The organism is Dethiosulfatarculus sandiegensis (assembly GCF_000931935.2).
In the GTDB taxonomy this organism is placed as follows: domain Bacteria; phylum Desulfobacterota; class Desulfarculia; order Desulfarculales; family Desulfarculaceae; genus Dethiosulfatarculus; species Dethiosulfatarculus sandiegensis.
Genome location: NZ_AZAC01000001.1, coordinates 171,543 through 188,473 on the forward strand (window position 1 = coordinate 171,543; position 16,931 = coordinate 188,473).

Consider the following 16,931-nt stretch of genomic DNA (forward strand, 5'->3'; position numbering starts at 1 on the left):
CTCCGGGGAAATTGTCGGATTTCGAGGACCCGACAATAATTTGCACTTAAAAAGACCAAAGTCTCGCGGTAGTATGGAAAAAGTAATAATATCAAATAATAAACTCATAAAATCCCTGGTGTAAACCTAGATATCTGAATGGGAAAACAAGTTTTTTTCTTGCACTAAAAAAACAACCCGGTTATTACCAGTTGTGACAATAATCACGCATTGCCTGATTGGGTTTACCGGTAATCTAAGATTACCCAAAACCCTCCGCCGGGCCCGGGACCCCAGGCCGGAGGGTTGCAGGGTAGGTGTTTCTAAGCGAAACATATTGATAATAAGGTAAAAAGAGGAAACTGTTTAAAAAAGTCAACCCAAGAAAAAATCATGGAATGGAGGCGCTTTAACCTTTAGGGGCGGAGGCCCGGACATGATTATGTCACGGGCTTGACCGACCTGTCGTCCGGGGTTTTGCGGGGGTAGCGGCCCCAGGCGGAATTCTTGTCCACCCTAAAACCCGGGGAAGGATACCTTATGGCCTTGGCAGACATTCTTAGATCCAAAGACTTCCTGGTGCTGGCCGAAATGGAGACGCCCAAGGGCGTTAATCTCTCGGATTTCGTGGAGAACGCAAGACACATCAAGGGCCGGGTGGATGCGGTCCTGATACCGGACATGGCCTATGCCATCATGCGTCTTTCGGCCATGGCCGGGGCAGTGGTGCTCAAGGAGCAGGGACTTGAGGCCATTGTGCAATTCTCCTGTAGGGATCGAAACAGGCTGGCCCTGCAGGGCGATCTTCTTGGTGCGCAGGTTCTGGGGCTCGGTGCGGTGATGGCCGTGGAGGGACGTCCCATTGAAATGGGCGACCACTTAAAGGCCAAGCCGGTCCATGATCTGGATGTGCCGGGGTTTATGGAGGCTGTGGCGGCCTTGAACCAGGGGCAGGACCTGGGAGGCAAAGAGCTGAATGGAACACCCCGCATCTTGGCGGGGGTGAGGCTGGAACCCTGGGTGGATAAGGCCCAGGCCAAGGTTCGCCTGGCCGAAGCCAAGCAGGCCGTGGACAAGGGTGCGGCCTTTGTAATTACTCCGCCGGTTTTTGACCCGGGAGATTTCGCGTCCTTTATGGAAGAGGCAAAAGAGCTTGGGGTGCCGGTTTTTGCTTCCGTTATGCTCTTGAAATCAGTGGGCATGGCCAGGTATATGAATCAGAACCTTCCCGGGGTGAATATAAGTGAAGATGTGATCAGAAGAATTCGCATGGCCTCGGACCGCACCGGCGAGTGTGTAAAAATTGCCGGAGAAACGGTGGCAGAGCTTAGAAAGGCCTGTCAGGGCGTTCTTTTGGTCACCACCGGCTGGGAAAATCGCATGCCGGAGATTTTGAGCAGCGCGGGCATGTAGCGCGCGGCCGGGGTTTTAGGTAAAAAAAAGAAGATTATTTCAGGGCGGTAAGGGTTTTTTCCCCGCCTAACCCCAGGTTGTGGCTTGACGAAAGCGACAAATGGGGCAATCTTCCCCTTGGGTATGGGGCGTCGGAGATATTGAAGGCGGCTTTGCGTTGTCATGGATTTTTGGCAAATCGCCTGTAAAGTTATAATCCGGAAGGACTTAGGTAATAATTGGCCAAGGGTTTTTCCCTCCAGGGAAAAGACTCCTTTCGGCCGTAATGCAACCGGCTTTTAACAAACGCTCAACACCTGTTACAGTGGAGCGGCCGCAAAAACGCCGGTCGGCCGGCTGGAGCCGTGTCAAGTTTCATCACCTTGACGGGCCCAGGGTGGTTTGTCGTGAACGGAAAGGATGGGGCTATCCCATGTCGAATCAAGAATCAATCGACCGCGCCAACTCGGTCCTCATAGTAGGCGGCGGTATAGCGGGCATAAAGGCTTCGCTGGATCTGGCCGAGACCGGCCGTAAAGTATATGTGGTGGATAAATCACCTGCCTTGGGTGGTTACTTACCTCTGTTGGACCGGCAGTTCCCCACAAATGACTGTCAAATTTGCTATTTGGCCCCGGAACTGGCCAAGAGCGGCCATTCCCTGGATATTGAGGTTCTGCCTCTGACCAAGGTGACCGGCCTTATCGGCGCTCCCGGCGATTTCAAGGTCAGCGTCAAGACCGAACCTCGCTATATCGACCTCAATCGCTGCACCGCCTGCGGTGAATGCTTGAAGGCCGCTCCGGAAGGGGCTGTCTCTTTTACTCCGGGGCTGGATCATCGTGCGCCGACCTGCATGCGTTATCCCCAGGCCGTGCCCATGGCCTATTCCATTAATAAGGATCAGCTCACCGACGACAACAGCTGGACCGAGGTCTGCGAGCAGGATGCCATTGACCTGAATATGCAGCCCGAAGACAAGATCCTGGAAGTGGGCGCGGTGATCGTGGCCACAGGGGCCGAGCTTTTCGACCCCATCAGCCTGCAGGGCATCCTGGGCTATGGCCGCAACCCGGATGTGGTCACAAGCCTTGAATTTGAGCGCATCTTAAGCGCCTCCGGCCCCACCGGCGGTGTCTTCTCCCGCCCCAGCGACGGCAAAAAGCCTAAGAAAATCGGCTGGATTCAGTGTGTAGGCTCCAGGACAACCAAAGAGCCCGGCAAGCCTTACTGCTCCTCCATCTGCTGTATGTTCGCCATGAAAGAGGCGGTCTGGGCCTTGGAGCACTTTGCCGATGATTTGGACGCTACCATTTTCTACATGGATATGCGTCCCATGGGCAAGGACTACGAGCAGTACTACCAGAGGGTCAAAAACGAAAACGGGGTCAACTTTGTGCGTTGCCGCCCCCACACCGTGTTCAGGGATGAAAAGACCGGCGATTCGGTGCTCTCCTACATGGACGAGGACGGCAAGGCCCAGGAAGCCAGGCTGGACATGGTGGTCCTGGCCACCGGATTCCACGCCCCCTGCGACGCCAAGGAACTGGCCGAAAATCTGGGTGTGGAACTCGATCCCTATAACTTCATGGCGGCCCATGACTTTTCACCCGTCTCCACCAGCCGTCCGGGCGTGTATGCCTGCGGTATGGCCCTGGGCCCCCGGGATATCCCGGATTCGGTGATTCAGGGTTCGGCCGCGGCCTGCCAGGCGGCCAAACACTTGAACCCCGCCCCCGGCTTGGTCCCCGAGCAGGATATGCCGCCTGAGCGGGATGTGACCAAAGAAGAGCCCAAGGTCGGCGTTTATATTTGTGATTTCGGGGCCAGCGTAAAGCGTGTGGTGGATTTCAAGGCCCTGGCCGATTATATGGAGAAGATGCCCGAGGTGGCCCATGTGGAAGAAGTCGAACTTCTTTGGACTTCGGCCGGCTTGGACCGCATGACTGAAAGCATCAAGGAAAACGGCATCAACCGGGTGGTTGTGGCAGGTTACAGCCCCAGAAGCCATCTGACCCTGTTTGCCGATAGTGTGCGCAAGGCCGGTTTGAACAAGGCCTACCTGGATATGGCCAATATCCGCGAGCAGGCCGCCTGGGTGCATCAGAATAATCCCGCGGCCGCGACAACCAAGGCCATTGACTTGGTCCGTATGTCTGTGGCCGGTGTGCGGGCCGCCCGTCCCATTTATTCTCATTTCCAGCCTGTTGAGCAGACCGCTTTGGTGGTCGGCGGCGGTGTCTCCGGCATGGCCTCGGCCTTGAGCCTGGCCGAGCAGGGAACCAAGGTCTACCTGGTTGAAAAATCCAAGGAGTTGGGCGGCATGGCCAGGAAGCTGGCCCGCAGCTTAGACGGCAGCCCGGTGCCTCCCCAGGTGGAGGAAATGGTTAAAAAGGTCGAGGCCAGTGACAAGATCGAGGTCATCAAAGAGGCTTTGATCGTGGATCACCAGGGTGAGATGGGAGCCTTTAAGACCTCCATCCAGTCCGGTCCGGCCATGTACTACCAGGAGGTTGAACACGGTGTAACCGTGATCGCCACCGGTGCTTCCGAGTACAAGCCCACTGAATATCTCTATGGCCAGGACCAGAGGGTTCTGACCCAGCTGGAGCTGGAAAAACGCCTGTCCGACGGTGAAACCGATGATCTGAACACCGTTGTCATGATTCAGTGCGTGGGGTCCAGGAACGAAACCAACCCGGCCTGCGGCAGGGTCTGCTGCCGTTCCGCGGTCAAGAACGCCTTGTGGCTCAAGGAGCAGAAGCCAGGCTCCAGGCTGGTTGTGCTTTACCGCGACATGCGCATGCCCTACACTGCCGAGGAATCCTATCGTGCGGCCCGTGAAAAGGGCGTCTTGTTTGTGCGTTATAATCCGGAAGACCTTCCCCAGGTGCGTCAGGATGACGGCGATCTTAAACTGCGCTTTACCGATCCGGTTCTGGGCAGGCCCATTGAGATGGCCACCGACGCCCTGGTGCTCTCCGTGCCCCAGGTGGCGGTGGACGAGGAGACCGAGGAGCTTGCCTCCATCTTCCGCCTGCAGCGCAGTGAAACCGGTTTCCTTATGGAACAGCATGCCAAGTATCTGCCTGTGGACTCTCCGGTTCCCGGACTGTTCCTGGCCGGTTCCGCCTTGGCTCCCAAGTCCCTGAACGAGGCTGTGACCCAGGGTCAGGCGGCCGCCGGTCGTGCGCTTGCCATCCTGGCCCAGGAGAAACAGGCAGTGGAAGGCGGCGTGGCCAAGGTCATGATCGAACGTTGCGCGGCCTGCCTGGTCTGCGTGCGCGCCTGCCCCTTTGAGGTGCCTTTTATCAATGCGGACGGTTTTTCGGAGATCGACCCGGCCAAGTGCCAGGGATGCGGCATCTGCGCCTCAGTCTGCCCGGCCAAGGCCATTCACCTGCAGGGCTACTATGACGAGCAGATAATGGATCGCACTGACGCCCTTTTGGAAGGAGTACTGTAATGGCTGCCTTTGAGCCCATTGTGGTGGCATTTGCCTGCCACTACTGCGCCTATACAGCGGCGGATATGGCCGGAACCATGCGGCTGGAGTATCCCGCTAACGTAAATATCATAAAAGTCCCCTGCACCGGCAAGGTGGACACCATTCATATCATGCGCGCCCTGCAGAAAGGGGCCGACGGTGTGCTGGTGGCCGGTTGCCTGGTGGGGGATTGTCACTTTAAAAACGGCAACGTGCAAGCCAACAACCGTGTCACTTACGTCCAGGAGCTCCTGAAGGATATCGGGATTGAAAGCGAGCGGGTTGAGATGGTGCATATGAGCGCCGGGCAGGGTAGGCAGTTTGCCGAAATCGCCACGGAGTTCACCGAGAAAATTCGCCAGTTGGGTCCCAATCCCATAAAGGAAGGTTCCAAAAAGGCTGCGGCCTAGGGGGAAGCTGAACATGATCACTGCTGTTAGAAAGCCGATAGAAGAGATCATGGACTATGTTGCCCCATTCAACAAGATTCTGTTGATTGGATGCAATGAGTGCGTGACCGTGTGCTACGCCGGTGGCCGTAAGGAGGTGGGGATTCTCGCCTCGGCCTTGAGCATGGCCTTTTTGAAGCAGGGCAAGAAACTTGAAATCGACGAACTGACCCTGGAGCGCCAGTGCGACCCTGAGTACGTCGAAGAAATTGCCAAAAATATTGATAAATACGATGCCGTCTGTTCCATGGCCTGCGGGTGCGGCGTGCAGACCATCAGCGGCCGCTACAAGGACATGCCGGTTTTCCCCATGGTGAACACCACCTTTATGGGCGCCAGCGAGAGCCAGGGCATCTGGGCTGAGCGCTGCCAGGGCTGCGGCGACTGCGTGTTGGGATACACCGGAGGAATCTGTCCGGTTTCAAGGTGCAGTAAAAAATTGTTCAATGGTCCTTGCGGTGGTTCCGACCACGGCAAGTGTGAAATTTCAGAAGATGTGGATTGCGCCTGGCAGCTCATTTGGGACAGGCTGGTCGCCCTGGGCCGTACTGATCTGTACAAAAAGCTTATGGAGCCCAAGGATTGGCGTCCGGCCGGCGGCGGTGGCCCGCGTAAGATAGTGAGGGAGGACTTGTTCTCATGAAAAGTGACAGCAGACTGGAAAAAGTCCTGGAGGCCGGTCATTTTGCGGTTACCGGAGAGTTGGGTCCGCCTCGCGGTTGCGACATAGAGGTGGTGCACAAAAAAGCCGGCTATCTCAAAGGCATAGTTGACGCGGTCAATATCACCGACAACCAGACCGCCATGGTGCGCATGTCTTCCTGGGCCACATCTTTGATTGCCAAGGAAATGGGACTGGAGCCCAACTACCAGATGGTCTGCAGGGACAGGAACCGCCTGGCCATGCAGTCCGACATCCTGGGTGCGGCCGCCTTGGGCATCAACACCATGCTCTGCCTTTCCGGCGACCATCCCAAGTTCGGCGACCATCCCGAGGCCCATGGAGTCTTTGATATTGACTCCGTTCAGCTTCTTTCCATGGTCAAAAAAATGCGGGACGAAGAGAAATTCCTGGGCGGCGCAGATCTGAAGGGCTCTCCCAAGATGTTTATCGGTGCGGCGGCCAACCCCTTTGGAGATCCCTTCGAATTGAGGGTGTTCCGCCTGGCTAAAAAGGTTGCCGCCGGAGCGGACTTTATCCAGACCCAGTGTATCTACAACATGGATAAGTTCCGTGAGTACATGAAGATGGCAGTGGATATGGGCTTGACTGAAAAAACCGCTGTTTTGGCGGGTGTCACCCCCTTGAAATCCGCCCCCATGGCCCGTTACATGGCCAACAAGGTTCCCGGTATGGATGTTCCGGATGATGTGGTGAAACGCATTTCCGGAGTGCCCAAGGAAAACGCGGCTGACGAAGGCATCAAGATGCTCTGTGAGCAGATTGAAGAGTTCAAGGAAATTCCTGGAGTGAAGGGCGTGCATATCATGGCCATCGAGTGGGAGCACAAGATGCCTGAAATTATGGAGCGCTCCGGGCTTTTGCCCCGCCCAGAAGTTTAGAGAGTCGCCATAAGCCGGCAAAGAAAAAGTCCTACTCACTAACCAAGGAGGAGACAATGGCCGATGCCAAGTACGTCCTTATTGTGGACGATGATCCTGATCTGGTGGAGACAGTAGCCATTAATCTGGAGGCCAAGGGTTACAGAGTGGGCAAAGCTTATGACGGGGTGGAGGCCTTTGAGAGCATCAAGGCAGAGAAGCCCGACCTTTTGGTCTTGGACGTCATGATGCCGCGCAAAAACGGCTATGAACTCTGCGAGGAACTGAAACAGGATTCAAACTACAAAAATATTCCCGTCGTGATGTTGACCGCAGTGGGTTCGGCAGTGAACTCAACTACCTATACACATCAGGATGGTATGCAGCTTTTGGCCGATGAATATTTGGCCAAACCGGTTGATATGGGCAAGCTGGCCGAGATGGTCGGAGACTTGATCGGCTGAAAGCCTTTTATCACCCCATCTGCGACCCGAAAAATTTAAGGCCCGGAACGGTTCGCCCTTTTTGAGGGCGGGCCGTTCCGGCCCCTTATGTTTATGGGTGTTTTTGGCGGACTTACAAACAGGCCGCCCCAAGGATTAAAAGACTACCGACTAAGTATTTGAAAAACCGAAGGGTTTTTCAAATTAAGACTTGTCAGGTCCGCATGCCGCCTATAAGTCGCGGCATGCGGCGCATACCGCCTGCAGTAAAAGGTAAATGCTTTTTGATTTACCTTTAAGGAGGTTAGTGTCTTTTGACATGTGGGGCCAGATGATAAGCGGGTTAAAACAATGCGGGGGCTTGCATCTTTTAAGGTGGCCGCGTGATCCAAGTTACGCCCTTGCCGAACTCTTGGCCGATCTGGCCGCCCATCACATCAATATCGTTTTTGCCACCACGGCCTTTGACTCTTCATCATCCCAACAAGTTATTTTAGCCGTTCCTGCCCAGGCCGGGCCCTTGGCCCTTAAACTCGCTGCATTAAGGGCCCAGATGCTGGGGCTCAAAAGGCCTGTTTTGGAACGGGATGCCACCGCCTTGAACCTTTACCCCAGGGGGCGGGGACTCATGCTTCCGGCCAGGATCTGGCAGGTTTTAAAAAAGAAAAACGTCTTTCCCTTGGGGCTGGGCACCTCTCTGGCCGCCCTTACCCTGGTTTTACAGGAAGAACACTTGATGGAGGCCTTGGACACCTTGCCCCTGGCCCTGGGCCTGCCCAGCGGGGCTTCTCCGTCTGACGCAGGGCTTGAAAGCCCGTTGCCCGGGAAAGATAAAACAACCCCATCGCCCGAGATAAGCACCAGGTATGCGGAAAAACCCATAATGGTGTATCACCTCGACCCGGAGACCGGAACCGCACTCCTCTCAGGGATCTGTGAAGAACCTTTGGATGCCTTTGCCTGTGTAAAAGGGGAGCTGACGGCCAGGACGGTGTTTTTCAGCGGATTCAAGGATAACGGTTGTTTCCGCTTTTTGGCCTGCGCTCCTTTTCAGGATCTGCATCTTCTGCAAAATGAGTTTAAGGATTCAGGCCTTTTGCCCGAGGAAAATCCCCAACCTGTTTCCCTGTTTCACCTGCAAGGGCCCCATTTCGGGGACAGGCCGGGAATTGCATCCACTGCCTTTGCCGCCCTGGAGCAGGTGGGGGTGCGGCCCCTGGCTTTTGCCGCAGTAATGCATTCTTTATTTTTGTTTATAAATCCGCAAAAAACATCCCATGCCCTTAAAGGGCTCTCCCATTATTTTTGCACTCCTTGAGAGAAAAGCATGACTGATGCCTTAAAATATCCTGTGCCTTCGGAAGCGGAATTTTATTTAAGTGTCTTTCAGTGTTTTCCATTTCCCACAGTAGTGCTTAAACCGGACATGCTGATCTGGGAAGTCAATACCAGCTTTTTAAAACGCTTTGGCATTGACCGAGAAGACGCGGTGGGCAAGCCCTGCTATGAGGTTTTCCACGGCAGGACCACTCCGTGCCCGGAGAGCTACTGCAATTTCAGACAGGCTTTTAACAGCGGGCTTGAATGCTGTATTTTGCATGAGTCAAAGGACAGGCTGGGCAAACCAATGATGGAAGAGGTGCGTCTTACTCCTTTGCTTGACAAAAAGGGGCATGTCTGGGGTGTGCTTGAATCCTTGAATGATGTTACCGAGGCCAAGCGCCTGCATGACATCCAGGTGGAGACCAATGAATTCTTGAACCGCCTTTTGGACTCCCTGGTGGGGGTGGTGGTGGCTGCGGACTTAAAAGGCAAGATTCTTTTTGTGAACAGGAGTGTGGAAAGGGTATTGGGTTTCAAGGTGGAAGAGCTGGTGGGCAAGCCACTTTGGAAGATTTCCACTGACGAAGAACTCAAAAAGGTGCGCAAGACCATGCAGGCCAACCAGGGCAGAGCCCTTATGATCCGCACCAAGGTGCGCACCAAAAGCGGAGAGGAGATACCGGGGCGCATAAATTCGGCCTTGGTTTACAGGGAAGGTAAACCAGTGGCCACAGTCGGTATTTTTACTGACTTGAGAGAGCAGATGAAAATGGAAGACGAGGTGGCCCAGGCCAGGATGCAGGTTTTGCAGTCAGACAAACTGGCAGGACTGGGGCGCATGGCCGCCGGCATTGCCCATGAACTCAATAATCCCCTGACCGGCATTACCATCATAGCCGAGCTGTTAAAAGAGTCCCTGGACCCTGAGAGCCCTGCTCAGGATGATCTTTCAGGTATATTGGAAGATGCGGAAAGATGCCGCGAAATTGTAAAAGGGCTTCTGGATTACAGCCGCCAGAGCGACTTGAAGGTTAAGAACGTTGATTTGAGCCAGGTGGTGGAGGACGCTTTTAACCTCATAAGGGATGATTCTATTTTTCTGAATGTGGAAGTGATACGCCATTACGCAAGAGAACCGCTTTTAATCCAGGGCGATCCCAAGCTGTTGCGGCAGGTTTTTATCAACCTTCTCATGAACGCGGTTGATGCCATGGAAGGTCACGGAAGGCTCACGGTCACAACCGTAATGGGTCCCGACGGCTGGCGGCATGCGGAAATTTCTGACACCGGTCCCGGGATTTCCATTGATTATGTAAACAAAATATTTGATCCTTTTTTTACGACCAAGTCGGTGGGCAAGGGAACCGGTCTGGGACTCAGCGTTGTATTCGGGGTGCTGGAAAGGCATGGCGGCATGATTTCCGTAAAAGAGACCGGCCCCCAGGGAACCACCTTTTTGGTGCGCTTGCCGCCTGAGGCTCCGGATGAGTTCCTGGCTCTGATCCGGGAGATGGAGCCTGTCATTATGGAAGACGAGGAGATATCGTGACCGCGGAAATCCCCTACCGAATACTCATCGTGGATGATGAAAAGCGTCTGCGCGATGCCTGCCGCAGGGTTTTGGAACCCCAGGGCTTTATTATAACCGATGCCGAGGACGGCTTGGACGGGTTAAAGGCCATTGAAAAAGACCAGCCTGATCTGGCTTTGGTTGACCTGATGATGCCCAACATGGGCGGTATGGAGATGTTGGCCGAAGCGCGTAAAAAGCACCCGAATATGGCCTTTGTGGTGATTACCGGCTATGCCACCCTGGACAAGGCGGTGGAAGCCATGAAACAGGGTGCGGATGATTTTCTGGCCAAACCTTTCAAACCGCAGGATCTCAGGCTGGTGGTGGAAAAGGTGCTGAAAAGGGTTCGCACCTTAAAGGACATGGCCCTGGAAAAGAGCCGCAACCGGGTGTTGGTGGATAGCCTTACCAACGGGGTGCTTCTGGTGGATAAGGAGGGCTTGATTGCGGTGATGAACCCGGCCCTGCGTCGGCTTTCCACCTGGCAGGGGGATGATCCCCAGGGGCTAAGGCCTGACCAGGTGCTGGACTGCCCGGAGGTGAACCGGGCGTTGGATGCGGTCTTAAGCGGGGAAGAGATTGACTCTGACGGGATTACCTGCACGATATCATTAAATAATCAGGGGCCTCCCACCCATCTGCAAGTTACCTGCGCACCTTTCAGGGATGGCCGGGGGGTCCTTTTGGGCGCCATGGCCATTTTTGAGGATGTCACTGCCTGGATAAGCCTGGATCAATTGAAAAATGAATATGTATCCACTGTGGCCCATGAGATAGCCAGTCCCTTAAGCTCGGTATTGAGCCAGTTGCAGACCCTGCAAAGAGGTCTGGCCGGAGAGCTGAATGAGAAACAGACCCACTTGATAGACCGGGCCGCGGCCAGGGTGGGAGGCATAGTAAAGCTTAGCAAGGAGCTCCTGGACCTGGCCAAAATAGAGGCCGGGGCCATGGGCGAAAAGGAAGAGATCAGTTTAGGCGAGCTGATCAGCGAGGCAGTGGATATTGTCTCGGTAAAGGCAGATGAAAAAGAACAGAAATTAAAGGCGGAGATTCCCCCGGATCTGCCTTCTGTTTTGGGAATAAGGCCTGCGGTGCTGGAGGTTTTCATCAACCTGTTGAGCAATGCGGTGCGCTACACCCCGGAAAAGGGAGATATTTCCGTGACCGCCCGAGCCTTGGAAAGCGGGGTGGAGACAGCCGTGAAGGATAACGGATTTGGCATACCGCCGGAAGATCATGAAAAGATTTTTGAGCGTTTTTACAGGGTGAAGGACGCTAACACCCGCATGATCGTGGGAACCGGACTGGGGCTGCCCATAGTGAAAAAGGTGGTGCGGGAGCATGGGGGCAATATTAAACTCGAGAGCGCTCCAGGTGAGGGCAGCACCTTTTATGTTTTTCTTCCCTTTACTTAGGCTCCTGACCGGATAAACCGGCTTCTTTTTGCCCGGAAAAAGTACGGGCAAAACAAGCCAGCTCATTTGTATTTAGCAATTGGTTGAATTCCCGGTAAGTCAAAGCCCGGACAAGAGGCCCCTGCGGGGTCCATACCTGGGGATCGCTGGCCTTGAAAACAACAGCCGAGGGCGCACCCAAGGCCCCGGCCAAGTGACTCACCCCACTGTCTGCTCCCAGGTAAAAACAGGCCCTGTACAGATAACCGGCCAGAGCGGGCAGGGTGGGGTTTTGTTTTATCCTGGCCTTGGTTTGGGCCAGGGCGAGGCGAATCTCCGCCACATAGGCCGGGTCTTCGGCCGGACCCAGGAGGATAAGGCACTCAGGCCAGGTTTTTTCGAGTTCCAAAACGGTTTTCAACACTTCCCCACAGGAAAGGCGCTTTTTTCTGCCCCCGCTCCCCGGGGCCACCACCGGTCTGGGTTGGGGCAGGTTTTGGGGGAGGCAGCAGGGCGGAGCGAGGGCCTTGGTGGCGAGCCCTTTTTCTTTTAAGGCTTTTATCTGGAAAATAGAGCTGTTCTGTGGCCGGCCAAGTTCTGGACGGGTGGTTATGCGCCAGCACTCTTGGGGCATGACAGTATTTAGATGTTGTTCCAGTTCCGATCGGGGGTTTTGGGAAAAAATAACCGCCAAGTCATAATTTTTTAAAAAGGCATCTGTGGCTGAATGAGGCTTGGATAGAAAAAGGGGGGCAAATCTGCCGGATTCGCGATCCATGATACATTCAGGAGCAAGGATCAGCCTGGCCCAGGATGGGTTGCCGAACAAACCTAGTCTTTTAGTGGTGCAGGCCAGGCGCAGCATGCCCAGGGCGGGCCAGCTGGTTATAAAGTCGCCTAATGCTCCAAAGTGAAATACTAAAATTGATTTAAACCTGGCCATGGCCCGTTACCTTGAAACTCAATCCAAATACAGGATGAACCCTGCAAATGTAATGAGAGATAAGCGATCCTGCGATGCGGGTTTTTACTTGCGTGTTGCAATCTTGCCGACTAAAGGTATCTCCCAGCCTGTGCCTAACTTAAAAGCTGACGCTTAGCACCCCACAGGTTATATTGAATGGTGCTTTAGCGGTGTTTTGTCAACCCATTCCTGTTCAGGGGATTTGAGCTTCATGAATTCATATCTCCTTAGCTTTCACCCCGCCCTGGAAGGGGATGAGAACCGGCTTTTGGACCCGGCACTGTCCCTGGGCCCTCTGGAAGAAAGATTGGTGGCAAATGCCGGGGTCGTGATATTGCCCCAAGTCTGTAGGCAGGATCTTTATTGCCTGGTCAAAAAATACCAGAAACCCTGTTTTCCCCGGCCCGGCCTGCAAATGCACCTGGACGGCAAGGTGGGCAATGCCGCCCTTTTTACGGCCCTTGATTTACCCCACCCTTTAACCTTGATCTTTTCCTCCTTGGATGAGGCGGTTAAACACTGGCAAAAAGGAGGGGTCATCGGGGCCGGTCTGACTCCCCCCCTGCTGGCCAAGGGCGCAGGCGGAGGAGAAGGCACCAATGTTTTTCTGGTGGGGTCGGTCCGGGAGCTTGAGGGCTTGAAAAATCGCCTGGACACCAGATGCGGCCATGGCCCTGATGGAATGGTGCTTCAGCAGTACGTTGAATGCGGGGCCAGGGATATAAGGGTGGTCTTTATTGGCGAGGTGCTGGATTGTTTTTGGCGGGTGGGCAAGCAAGGCGAATTCAGGTCCAACTTGAGCCAGGGGGGCAGGGTGGACCGGGTTTCTGAGCCGGGATGCCTGGCCAAGGCAACCGGGCTGGCCAAAAGGCTCAGGCAGAGGACAGGGCTGGACCTGGCCGCCGTGGACCTGATTTTGGACCCGGATCAGAACCCCCTGCTTTTGGAAATAAATCCCTACTTCGGACGCAAGGCCCTGGGCGGAGGGAATAGTTATTTAAGGCTTTTGCTTCAAGGCGCCAGGAACTGGCTTGAAAAACAGGGTGTGGAGCCCGAACGCCTTAATCTGGCCTGCTAGGTAACCACTTGAAAACCCCGGTTTAAAATTCAATGCCCTTTCTGGCATCCTGGCCCTGGTTGTAAGGGTGTTTTCTCATTACAAATTCAGTGGCATAGTCAGCCTGTTCCAGTATTTCCGCCGGTGTGTCCGCTCCCGAGAGAACCAGTTCGCATCTGCCCCGGCAAAGAGAAATAAGTTCAAGAACGTGCCTGGGCTCCAGGATACTGAAAAGAAGGGTGTTGAGGATTTCATCCAGGATAAGCACGTCGCAGCCGGCCTGAACGGCATCTCGGGCCATTTCGAGGGCCTTGCGGGCATGCTCTATATGCACAGGTCCGGGCCCGCTTTTACTGATAAAGGGATGCTTGCCCGGGCACTGGTAGCTTATGTTGGGCAACAGGGCGAAACTGTTGGTTTCGCTTGAACCGCCCTCTTTCATGAACTGGACCCAATGCACCTTGTAGCCTGCGCCTGCCGCTCTCACCGCAAGGCCGACGCACCTGGAGGTTTTACCCACACCCTGCCCATAGCAAAGATGAACCAGACCCGTTCCTTTGATGCTTTTTCCTTGATCGCCTTTTTCCGGGTACAGGTTCATTTCCATCTTTTTTGCTTTCCCCCTTGTTCGGGCATGTGAATGTTGTGAATTCTTAGCAAATACAAACTGCCGGCGCGTCCCCTTGGAGTCAGCGCACCACCAGGCAGGAGCAGGGAGCGTTGCGGCTTACCCTTTCAGCCACGGAGCCCAAAACATAGAGCCCCACTCCCTCGAGTCCCTCCGAGCCCAGTATCACAAGGTCGTTTTCATTTTTTTTGATGTGTTCCAGTATCTCCACCATGGGATGGCCCCGCCTGAGAGCCAGGTTGAATTCATAGCCGCAGGCTTTGGGGCGATAATTCTCTTCCACAAAATCAGTGATTCTTTGAGCGATCTCCGGAAACGGGGTTTTTTTATGGGGCTTGATATGGTTCCCCGGCAAAAGAGGAGTATTAGGGACTACAACATGTAAAAGAGTCAGGCGCGCATCTTCCCTTTGGGCCAGGGCCAAAGCCTTGTCAAAGGCCGTCTCGGACCGTCCGGAAAAGTCTGTGCAGCAAAGGATATTGCCGAATATTGTCACTTTTTCGCCTCTTTCCTTTTTTTATGGCGCCAGAAAAACTTGGTCTTGGAACTTTTTGGCCAAATCCAGTTTCAGGGCCTCGATTTCCCTCTCATCTTCACTCTCTACCATAAGTTGTCCCTTGGAACCCACCACAAGTTTCGCCCGGGCCCGGATAATTTTCGCCACTTGCGAGGGTTCTACAGTCCACCATCCCCTTGTCCGCATTAAAAGTTCCTCACCTTTAAGCCTTCTGGGGGTGACCAAGTCTATTTTTCTGAACCAGGCCTCCCAGCCCACCTGGGCCGGAGCTATCAGCACCGGGGAGACCGGGTCGTGATATATGCGGCAACGGCCAAAAAGTCTGAGTCTTATCATTTGATCACCTTTCCCGGGAGCGTGTGGGACAATCAGACCATGAATTCCCCTCTTTGGAGGAAGTAAGTGGGCCTGTAAATTTGCATGATTTCAAGGAGACGATTGGCCCTTTCCGGAAGCCCTCTTGAGAACGCGTTCCAGTAAATCCTGCATGGGCCCGGCTTCCGGAGGCAGGCTCGCAGCCGGATCAATGCCTTCGGCCAGGAGGGCCTGCTTAAGGCACAGAAGATAGAGCGCCGAGGCTTGGTCTGGCTCCCGCGCCTGCCCCCGTTCCAGGGCCATCGGCCAGGCCCTTTCAAACCAGTCCCTGGCCCGGAACCTGATCCGGTCCAGACTCTGCATCCAGGGGTCAATGCCTGCCTGGGAGAGAAAGGCTTCCTGGGCCTGTTCCAGGGCTGCGAAAATAAAGCGCATGGCCCTGACCTGCGGATCGCGGCCCCAATCGTCTGAAAAGGGCATAAGAGTTCCTCCTCGGGCAAGATGAAGGTATGTTTGTAATAGCACGAGTCCCGGGGCCGTGGAAAGCTCTGTGGGGTCAGGCCTGGATGACCTTTTCGTAAATATTCAGCATTTTGGGAATGATATTTTGTAGTTGATACTTAGACAGGACATTTTTCCGCCCCCACTCGCCCAGTTGGGCGGAAAGGGCGGGATTTTGGCTCAATTGATCCGCAGCATCGGCCAGGCCCTTTGCATCTCCGGGTTTTACCAATAAACCGTTTTTCCCATTTATCAGCCAGTCCGGGACCCCGCCTATATTCGAGGCCACAACCGGTTTGCCCATGGCCAGGGCCTCCACCCCCACAATGCCAAAGGGTTCGGCCCACAGGCTCGGCAGCCAGAGGGAAACCGCATTGCGCAAAAGGTTCTGCAGGCTATTGGGGCTTTGCCAAGGCTTTATGATCAGGTTTTCCGGTTCCTTTTGGGCGCTTTTTTGCAGAACTCCCTGTAAAGGCCCTGCTCCGGCCACTATTAACGGTAAGGGATTTTTTAATAACTTCCTGGCCTTGACAGCCACGTCAATACCTTTTTGCCTGACCATCCTGCCGGCCAGCAGATGGTGTCCGCCTCTGGTCTTGTTCAGGGCCGGGGTGGATTTATTTATAAAAGGCGGCACAACATGGGGATCGGGAAAGGCCCCGCCCGATTTTATCCATGATTTCCTGAGTTCACGGGCCATGTACCTGCTCAGCACTATAATCGCCTTCATGCCCCTGGCCGCCTGGAGACGTTTTTGGGTCAATTCGAGCATTTTGGAGCCGTAATCCAGGTCTTCCAGGCAGGTCAGGCAGTCAGGGCCCATGGGCTCAAAGCAGAGGGTGAGGTTTTTTTTAAGCTTTCCCCTGCCGGGGCAGAAAAGGCGATGATCCTGCACCGTCAACACTGCCTTTTGGGTGGCGGCCACGGCTTTCAGCAGGCAGGGGTCCATGATGTTTTGCATATGTATGATATCGGGATTAAATTGCCAGACCAGCTTTTCGAGCCTCCTCAAGGCTCCTTGTTTTCCCCGTCTGTTCAAACCGCTCCGGTTCAGCCCTTTTAACCGGCAATATGAACCCAACCGGCCTTTTGCCGGGCCTTGGAGGGTGCCGTCGTCCCTGCCCACTGCCAGAAGCGTTCTATACCGCAGCTTAAGCTCAGGTATGAGAGCCAGAAGATGCTGGTCTGCTCCACCTCTGGCACTGAGCCGGTCCGCCAGGATTAACAAACGCCGCTCAGGTTGCATATCATAGTCTTTCTGGGGGGGAAAGGCCTTTCGGAACGCTTAACCTGTTCAGATATAAGGTGAAGTGAAACGGTCCTGGCAAGGCCTGTTTTTTCAGGTAAGCTTTGCCTCCGCGGTAGAC

Annotated in this window: 16 protein-coding genes; 10 read left to right on the forward strand and 6 right to left on the reverse strand. The window is 54.6% G+C overall.

All coding sequences use genetic code 11. The features are described from left to right. Positions 1 to 486 precede the first annotated feature (486 nt). The 9 genes from X474_RS00800 (at position 487) to X474_RS00840 (ending at position 11,603) form a co-directional block, all read left to right on the forward strand. Positions 487 to 1,392 carry a methylenetetrahydrofolate reductase gene (locus X474_RS00800; RefSeq protein WP_156360559.1) on the forward strand — a complete coding sequence of 302 codons (906 nt, stop codon included), beginning with the start codon at positions 487 to 489 and terminating at the stop codon, positions 1,390 to 1,392. 412 nt (positions 1,393 to 1,804) lie between these two features. Then, positions 1,805 to 4,837: an FAD-dependent oxidoreductase gene (locus X474_RS00805; RefSeq protein ID WP_044346346.1), complete on the forward strand. Its 3,033-nt coding sequence runs from the start codon at positions 1,805 to 1,807 to the stop codon at positions 4,835 to 4,837. Beyond that, the gene (locus X474_RS00810; protein WP_044346138.1) at positions 4,837 to 5,268 is read left to right on the forward strand and encodes a hydrogenase iron-sulfur subunit; all 432 of its coding nucleotides are present in this window, start codon (positions 4,837 to 4,839) and stop codon (positions 5,266 to 5,268) included. The genes X474_RS00805 and X474_RS00810 overlap by 1 nt, the downstream gene beginning before the upstream one ends. Positions 5,269 to 5,281: 13 nt before the next feature. Further along, entirely contained in the window at positions 5,282 to 5,950 is a 669-nt protein-coding gene (locus tag X474_RS00815) for a methylenetetrahydrofolate reductase C-terminal domain-containing protein (protein WP_044346139.1), read from the forward strand. After that, positions 5,947 to 6,870, forward strand: a complete 924-nt coding sequence (locus X474_RS00820) for a methylenetetrahydrofolate reductase (RefSeq protein ID WP_044346140.1) — start codon at positions 5,947 to 5,949, stop codon at positions 6,868 to 6,870. Before X474_RS00815 ends, X474_RS00820 begins: the two co-directional genes overlap by 4 nt. A gap of 56 nt (positions 6,871 to 6,926) precedes the next feature. Continuing rightward, positions 6,927 to 7,313: a response regulator transcription factor gene (locus X474_RS00825; RefSeq protein ID WP_044346141.1), complete on the forward strand. Its 387-nt coding sequence runs from the start codon at positions 6,927 to 6,929 to the stop codon at positions 7,311 to 7,313. Positions 7,314 to 7,599: 286 nt separating this feature from the next. Next, complete coding sequence (locus X474_RS00830; RefSeq protein WP_156360560.1) at positions 7,600 to 8,610, forward strand: ACT domain-containing protein; 1,011 nt, start codon at positions 7,600 to 7,602, stop codon at positions 8,608 to 8,610. 9 nt (positions 8,611 to 8,619) lie between these two features. Next, a complete protein-coding gene (locus X474_RS00835) occupies positions 8,620 to 10,164 on the forward strand; it encodes a PAS domain-containing sensor histidine kinase (RefSeq protein ID WP_044346143.1) in 1,545 nt (514 codons plus the stop codon). Then, positions 10,161 to 11,603, forward strand: a complete 1,443-nt coding sequence (locus X474_RS00840; protein WP_082464063.1) for an ATP-binding protein — start codon at positions 10,161 to 10,163, stop codon at positions 11,601 to 11,603. Before X474_RS00835 ends, X474_RS00840 begins: the two co-directional genes overlap by 4 nt. On the opposite strand, the gene X474_RS00845 is transcribed toward X474_RS00840, so the two are convergent. Continuing rightward, positions 11,596 to 12,525, reverse strand: a complete 930-nt coding sequence (locus X474_RS00845; protein WP_044346145.1) for a glycosyltransferase family 9 protein — start codon at positions 12,523 to 12,525, stop codon at positions 11,596 to 11,598. The genes X474_RS00840 and X474_RS00845 overlap by 8 nt on opposite strands. 232 nt (positions 12,526 to 12,757) lie before the next feature. Between X474_RS00845 and X474_RS00850 the strand changes: the two genes are divergently transcribed. Further along, positions 12,758 to 13,624 carry an ATP-grasp domain-containing protein gene (locus X474_RS00850; protein WP_052514712.1) on the forward strand — a complete coding sequence of 289 codons (867 nt, stop codon included), beginning with the start codon at positions 12,758 to 12,760 and terminating at the stop codon, positions 13,622 to 13,624. 22 nt (positions 13,625 to 13,646) lie between these two features. Here X474_RS00850 and X474_RS00855 read toward each other — a convergent pair whose 3' ends face one another. The 5 genes from X474_RS00855 to X474_RS00875 all read right to left on the reverse strand — a co-directional run bounded on the left by X474_RS00855 (position 13,647) and on the right by X474_RS00875 (position 16,810). Continuing rightward, complete coding sequence (locus X474_RS00855) at positions 13,647 to 14,210, reverse strand: cob(I)yrinic acid a,c-diamide adenosyltransferase (RefSeq protein ID WP_052514714.1); 564 nt, start codon at positions 14,208 to 14,210, stop codon at positions 13,647 to 13,649. 82 nt (positions 14,211 to 14,292) lie between these two features. Then, positions 14,293 to 14,727 (reverse strand): universal stress protein, encoded by a 435-nt coding sequence (locus X474_RS00860; RefSeq protein ID WP_044346146.1) that lies wholly within the window; start codon positions 14,725 to 14,727, stop codon positions 14,293 to 14,295. Positions 14,728 to 14,748: 21 nt separating this feature from the next. Further along, positions 14,749 to 15,084, reverse strand: coding sequence for a hypothetical protein (locus X474_RS00865; RefSeq protein ID WP_044346147.1), 336 nt, complete (start codon positions 15,082 to 15,084; stop codon positions 14,749 to 14,751). Positions 15,085 to 15,174: 90 nt separating this feature from the next. Continuing rightward, the gene (locus X474_RS00870; RefSeq protein ID WP_044346148.1) at positions 15,175 to 15,543 is read right to left on the reverse strand and encodes a hypothetical protein; all 369 of its coding nucleotides are present in this window, start codon (positions 15,541 to 15,543) and stop codon (positions 15,175 to 15,177) included. A 76-nt stretch (positions 15,544 to 15,619) separates the two neighbouring features. After that, positions 15,620 to 16,810, reverse strand: a complete 1,191-nt coding sequence (locus X474_RS00875; protein ID WP_044346149.1) for a glycosyltransferase family 4 protein — start codon at positions 16,808 to 16,810, stop codon at positions 15,620 to 15,622. Positions 16,811 to 16,931 lie beyond the last annotated feature (121 nt).

Excerpts from the sequence above, each read along its gene's own strand:
- X474_RS00805 (WP_044346346.1), top strand. The coding sequence starts at position 1,805 with ATGTCGAATCAAGAATCAATCGACCGCGCCAACTCGGTCCTCATAGTA.
- X474_RS00875 (WP_044346149.1), bottom strand. The coding sequence starts at position 16,810 with ATGCAACCTGAGCGGCGTTTGTTAATCCTGGCGGACCGGCTCAGTGCC.
- X474_RS00865 (WP_044346147.1), bottom strand. The coding sequence starts at position 15,084 with ATGATAAGACTCAGACTTTTTGGCCGTTGCCGCATATATCACGACCCG.
- X474_RS00855 (WP_052514714.1), bottom strand. The coding sequence starts at position 14,210 with ATGGAAATGAACCTGTACCCGGAAAAAGGCGATCAAGGAAAAAGCATC.
- X474_RS00820 (WP_044346140.1), top strand. The coding sequence starts at position 5,947 with ATGAAAAGTGACAGCAGACTGGAAAAAGTCCTGGAGGCCGGTCATTTT.
- X474_RS00870 (WP_044346148.1), bottom strand. The coding sequence starts at position 15,543 with ATGCCCTTTTCAGACGATTGGGGCCGCGATCCGCAGGTCAGGGCCATG.
- X474_RS00810 (WP_044346138.1), top strand. The coding sequence starts at position 4,837 with ATGGCTGCCTTTGAGCCCATTGTGGTGGCATTTGCCTGCCACTACTGC.
- X474_RS00835 (WP_044346143.1), top strand. The coding sequence starts at position 8,620 with ATGACTGATGCCTTAAAATATCCTGTGCCTTCGGAAGCGGAATTTTAT.
- X474_RS00845 (WP_044346145.1), bottom strand. The coding sequence starts at position 12,525 with ATGGCCAGGTTTAAATCAATTTTAGTATTTCACTTTGGAGCATTAGGC.
- X474_RS00850 (WP_052514712.1), top strand. The coding sequence starts at position 12,758 with ATGAATTCATATCTCCTTAGCTTTCACCCCGCCCTGGAAGGGGATGAG.
- X474_RS00815 (WP_044346139.1), top strand. The coding sequence starts at position 5,282 with ATGATCACTGCTGTTAGAAAGCCGATAGAAGAGATCATGGACTATGTT.
- X474_RS00825 (WP_044346141.1), top strand. The coding sequence starts at position 6,927 with ATGGCCGATGCCAAGTACGTCCTTATTGTGGACGATGATCCTGATCTG.